This is a genomic window from Geminocystis sp. GBBB08 (assembly GCF_016743215.1).
GTDB lineage: Bacteria > Cyanobacteriota > Cyanobacteriia > Cyanobacteriales > Cyanobacteriaceae > Geminocystis.
The window spans coordinates 1-5,524 of sequence record NZ_VRZC01000212.1; the positions used below are offsets into that span (position 1 = coordinate 1).

A 5,524-nucleotide genomic window follows, 5' to 3' on the forward strand; every position below is an offset into this window, starting at 1 on the left:
GGTATATTCTCTTCCGGCATCGCAGGTAATTTTTTCTCGGAAAGGATGACGAAGAACGTAACGCCCTTGAAATAATTGTTGATTAGCTGTGTTTTGAAATCTCAAATCTTCGGGAAAATGTTGGCGATCGTATCTGATATGTAATCGAGTAATAAACAGGTTATTATCATAGGGTGAATTTTGCCAAAAAACCCCAGCTTGTCTTAATTCATCAGGGTTTAAGGGTTCAGCAGAACACGGATCACAGTTTGCCATGCTCCAAGCATACTCTAAAAATGCCACTTTGCGCCCTTCTTTTTCAAAACTGCGAGTAAACATAGTTTTATAAAAATCGCTAAATTTTTCCTGTACAAATTCAGGTATATCAACATCGGAAGGCACTTTTACGGTACGATAATTACTTAATTCAGTTTCGCCATTGGGAGAGAGTAAATAAACGATTAAATCTTGCTCTTTTTGACTGTTTATCATGCCTAAACGTATCGGTAACATGAATTTAGGCGATTCATAGGCTATCATTATCGGGCGTAATGATTGAAAATTTGATTTTGCTAATTCAGTAAGATTAACTTTAGCGACAAAAAACTTCATCTGTTGACGAATATAAGGTTGTAATAACTCTTTTGCACCTTTGGGAATATTATAACCGTTACTAATTAACCATTTTTCTAAACCATCAGATTCTTTCGCACTTAAAATTACAATGTCATATTCCCCAACGGTAAATTTACTTTCGACAATAACACCAAAAGATTCGTTTTTTGCCTTCATCTCTCTTCTAACAGCACCATTTTGTGCCGCACTAGGCATGGCATCCTTATAATACATAGGTTGACAAGGATCACTATCAAAATACTCTACTAATCTTGGCGCACTAAAAGCGTCTAATCTTTCGAGAATTTTGGGGTTGCCAATGTTTACCTGATCTTCTTTAATAGGTACTGGTACTGGTACAACTAAGGCAAAGTCTTTGACGTTTCCTTGAAAATCGTTTGCCATCGTTAATACTGTGCGATCGCCATTTCGAGCTAAAATAACTTGAGAGGCTTGATTATATAATTTGCTGTCTGCTTTAGCTACATAAAAGCCACAGAAAGCTAATGCTGATGGTTGAAAAAACAAGAAGAATGATAGTAAACAGGATATTATTATTAAGTATTTTTTCATGATTTTTTGATGTTTGTAGTAACTTCTTTAGGAGTAAAAAAAATTGAGATAAATACCATGGCTAAAGCCATTACTATGAACTTACTATGAACTTAAATAGGGTTTAATTTTTGCCAACGGAAGCGGTTTTCTTTCCAAATTAAATCAAATAGAATTGTCAAGGGTGAAATGATAAATAATGCTAAGAAAATTCCGCTATTTATATAGAAAAATTCCTTCAAGATAAAACTTAAAAACCCAATGACTATCGCCCAAATAATTCGACTATTTTTAGCGTTAGGAATTGAACGAGGATCTGTTAACATAAAGAAAGCAAAAACTAATAAACTTCCGCTCATTAATTGATGGGTTAAAACGTCAAAATTCCAGCCTAAATAATAGTTATAAGTAGCTTCTAAACTAGCGTAAACACTTAGAAAAACAGCACTGGTTTCCCATCTTCCTACTTTATTTAATACCATTGCTCCGGTAGAAGTAAATAACAATAAATACCACCAATCACTACCCCATTGTCCGGGAGATACCCAAGCAGATTTAGTTAAAAAGATAGTAACTATTATGCCAAAATTAGCCGGGTTAAAAAAATGTTTTTGATGATAGTTAAATATAAATTTGGAGGCGATGGCTAAAAAACTAGCTAACATTAAAATATTAAGACTATTTGATCGCAATAATAATGATAAACCTAACCCGGTAATTAAAGCACTTTTAACCCCAGAAAAATCTAATGAATTTATGAATAATTCTTGACTTTTTTGATTATTTATGGTTATAAAATTAGTCTTTAAGGTAGTAAATTTACTTCCTGAACTTAAAATAATTTGGGTTAATACGCAAGTAAGAATAGTGAGAAAAATTCCTTGTATTTGTAAAGTCCAATCTCGAAAAAATATGCCTACAGAAAGAAATAAACAAAGCCAAGTAATTTGATAATCTCGTGCGTCTTTAAATAGTTTCATAATAGTAAATATTTGTCTTTTAGCTAATCAACTATAAATAATTATTTTATCTTTCTTTACTTGTTCACTTATCAACTTGTCTTTAGTTAAAGACTACCTACTCTTAAATGATGTTCCATAAATCCTTATAGATTTTTTACTGTAACAAATCTTTACGTTTTTTTAGGTTCGATACCGTTGTCGATTATGCTAATGATTGTAGAAAAAACATTTAAGATAATCTTAAGATACGGAGGTCTTAACATTGGCTATTCCTCTTTTAAATTATGCACCTAATTCTCAGAATACTCGTGTAGCTGGTTATGAAGTAGGTGGCGACGAACAACCTAAAATTTATAATGCTGAAAGTCTCTATAGTCCATCTGATGTGGATGTATTGATTGAAGCAGCTTATCGTCAAATCTTTTTCCATGCTTTTAAATCCGATCGTGAAATAGCTTTAGAATCACAATTACGCAACAAACAAATTACTGTGCGTGATTTCATTCGTGGTTTATTATTATCAGAAACTTTTAGAAGTAGTTTTTACGAAAAAAATAGTAATTATCGTTTCGTAGAACACGTTATTCAAAAAGTATTAGGTCGTAAGCCTTACAGTGAAAAAGAAAAAATTGCATGGTCAATTGTAGTCGTAAATAAAGGGATCAAAGGTTTTGTTGACGAGTTATTAAACTCTGACGAATACTTAGAAAACTTCGGTTATGACATCGTACCTTACCAACGTCGTCGCAACTTGCCTTCTCGTGAGTTAGGAGAAAGACCATTTAATATCTCATCTCCCCGTTACGATGCTTACTATCGTGGTGTTCTTGGATTCCCTCAAATTATTTGGCAAAATCAAGTACGTCGTTATGTACCTCAAGAGAAACAAGCCAAAGCAGGAGATCCTTCTCTCTATTTGAACATGGCTCGTAGCATCAATGCAAAACCGGCTGCTATTCCTCGTGTATCTGCAGGAAACATCAGTTTAGACAGAGTGCCTTATCGTAAATAATTAACTGTTATAGTGCTACTAATTTAGGTTAAGACGTTTTGATTGGTAAAAGTGCTTAAGCCGATCCTCTTAACCTCCTTTTCACAAGGCAACAGTTAAAAATTAATGTCAATGACACTAATATGTAGCACTATTGTATTGCAAATTAATAAATTTAAACCCCTTCTTGTTTAAAATCAGAGGGGGTTTTTGATCAGTAATTAATAATTATGAAATAAGCATTTTGCCTTTAATTCCTCATTCTTCACTACTCTTCCAGATTTGTTCTAAGATTTTATCAGCAGGGATGTCGGCTATTTCATCAGTTGAAGACTTGATGCCAATAAAACGATGGCTATTTGGAGGTAATAATTTTTTCGGTTCAGTGGGTCCAAATAGTGCAATAGTATAAGTACCGACGGCTACGGATAACTGCATAGGAGCACTATCGGTACATAACATTAAATTCGCACCGGCAATTACTGCGGCTAATTTACCAATATCAGGAGGACTAATTACCTTCACCAGCGGGCATAAGTTTAATATTTCTTTTGTCCATTCTAGGTCATCAGGACCGCATAATAAAACTATCGGTAAGTCAGGTTGTTTCTTTTGAAGACTATCAATAATTTTTTGCCATTTAGATACAGGATAGATTTTGTTGATACCTTGAACAACCGTCAGAGGACTAGAACCGCCATGAATTAAAATATAACCAGTAGTTTTTACGTTGATTCGTTTTTGCTCTGATTCTACCCAATCAATGTCTTCTTTTGGTACATTTATCGTCAAATCAGGACAAGGAGAGTTAATATTTAAACCTTTGAGTAAATCATGGTACATGAAAGCGTTATATTGTTCGGTTTTTTGAGGTACAGGATTATTAATAAACCACGAATTTTTCGTTTGATAGCCGATGCGTTCAGGAATACCATTAAGCCACAATAAGAATGCGATCGCCCAATCTGGTTCAAGGGTGATAGCTAATTCATATTCCCTGTCTCTAATAATACCCAGTAAATTAAGATAATCAGCTAAACCATTTTTGTCATAAAAATCGAACAACAATACTTCTTGAACGTATTTACAGACTCGATAAGCATTTTTTGAACGTGGTTCAACAATGACATCAATAGTTGCCTCTGGATATTGTTCTTTCAGAGTTTTGAGGGTAGGGAAGAAGAGGATTTGATCACTAATACCCCCCGGAATCAAAGTTAAAATGCGCATGGTAATGACAGTCTTTTATTATTTATATCAGCTTAATTTTAAGGGATTAATTGGTTATCACACCGTTTTGTAAAGATTGTTTGATGAAAGTAGAGAAATATTGAAAACAATTGGAATCTCAAATCAGTTTAATCTCTAAATCTTGATAAAATTCTTCTTGATGTAATTCTACTTTCGATTGGGATGAAAGCAATAGTAATGCCCAAAAAATACCAACTTTATCCTTAGATTTTTCTTGTTGATAATCTTGCCAACGGTTAACTAAATCATCTAATGGAATCTTGCCATGATGGTTATTTGTGAGTAAATTTGTCGTCAAAAATTCATTAATTTGTTGAGCTAATTCCGTTAAATTTTCATTATGAGCTAATTCAGTAATAGTTTGTAATGCTTGTTTTCGGGTATAACCTTTTTTGGTTTTATTTAAAGGGGTGCTATGGGTAATTTTTTTCTCTTCTAACTCACTCTCCATCGCTTTTAATTGGGTGATTAACTCCCCCAAAGTCACTTTTCTCGTTTTTGGTGGTGCGGCACTGGTACGTCGTCGAAGATGCTTATCTAAATCACTATTTTTAAAATTGCGTCTAATGACTTCTAATTCCGAGTTTTCCTGAAAATCATTAAAATTTTCGATAGCATCCTCTCTCTGACTTAATTTTTCAAGGGTTTCTGCCTTAAATAGCACTAACATGGAAGCCCATAACATCACCTGCCCTGATTGTGATAAATCCGTGGTTTGTAAATCGAGATTATTAGAGTCATTTATCCCCAATTCTGCCAAAAAATGATCAATAACTTCAATTACCTGCACATCCCAAGGATTTATCTCTCCTTTTTGTGCTAATTCTATTAATAACTCGATGGCTTGACTAGCGGGACTTTTTTTTGCAATCATTGACTCAAAGTTTGCTTAAATCTACTTTTGACTGTTATAGCTTTGCCCTTAAACAAAACTGATAATCTCCTCCTACTTCTAATTGATAATCATATCTTTCTAAAAACCGACATAAAGGTTCTTGAATTAAACTACGCCCGAAAGTGGGTTTAACGGATAATTTTCCTTGACGGAAATGCCACAAAAAAAACCATTGATAATCCCCCGCATTTACTTTTCCTTCTATATGCCCTGTTTGCCAACATTGATTAATAATAGTTACTTCTGCCAGTGTTTGTGGTAATGACATGACTATAATCA

6 protein-coding genes are annotated in these 5,524 nt (G+C 33.7%); 1 reads left to right on the forward strand and 5 read right to left on the reverse strand.

From position 1 onward, the window contains the following. Together FWJ34_RS17755 and FWJ34_RS17760 are read right to left on the reverse strand one after the other, a co-directional pair. Positions 1–1,167, reverse strand: a 1,167-nt coding sequence (locus FWJ34_RS17755) for a DUF2330 domain-containing protein (protein ID WP_308256673.1), incomplete at its 3' end; no start/stop codon positions are given. Positions 1,168–1,259: 92 nt separating this feature from the next. Beyond that, positions 1,260–2,126 (reverse strand): RnfABCDGE type electron transport complex subunit D, encoded by an 867-nt coding sequence (locus FWJ34_RS17760; RefSeq protein ID WP_308256674.1) that lies wholly within the window; start codon positions 2,124–2,126, stop codon positions 1,260–1,262. Between the two features lie 244 nt (positions 2,127–2,370). Here FWJ34_RS17760 and FWJ34_RS17765 point away from each other — a divergent pair, with 244 nt between their 5' ends. After that, positions 2,371–3,120, forward strand: coding sequence for a phycobilisome rod-core linker polypeptide (locus tag FWJ34_RS17765; RefSeq protein WP_308256675.1), 750 nt, complete (start codon positions 2,371–2,373; stop codon positions 3,118–3,120). Between the two features lie 237 nt (positions 3,121–3,357). Here FWJ34_RS17765 and FWJ34_RS17770 read toward each other — a convergent pair whose 3' ends face one another. The 3 genes from FWJ34_RS17770 to FWJ34_RS17780 all read right to left on the reverse strand — a co-directional run bounded on the left by FWJ34_RS17770 (position 3,358) and on the right by FWJ34_RS17780 (position 5,513). Beyond that, positions 3,358–4,329 (reverse strand): glycosyltransferase family 9 protein, encoded by a 972-nt coding sequence (locus FWJ34_RS17770; RefSeq protein ID WP_308256676.1) that lies wholly within the window; start codon positions 4,327–4,329, stop codon positions 3,358–3,360. A 118-nt stretch (positions 4,330–4,447) separates the two neighbouring features. Beyond that, positions 4,448–5,224, reverse strand: coding sequence for a ScpA family protein (locus FWJ34_RS17775; RefSeq protein ID WP_308256677.1), 777 nt, complete (start codon positions 5,222–5,224; stop codon positions 4,448–4,450). Positions 5,225–5,258: 34 nt separating this feature from the next. Then, complete coding sequence (locus tag FWJ34_RS17780) at positions 5,259–5,513, reverse strand: DUF3146 family protein (protein ID WP_308256678.1); 255 nt, start codon at positions 5,511–5,513, stop codon at positions 5,259–5,261. Positions 5,514–5,524 lie beyond the last annotated feature (11 nt).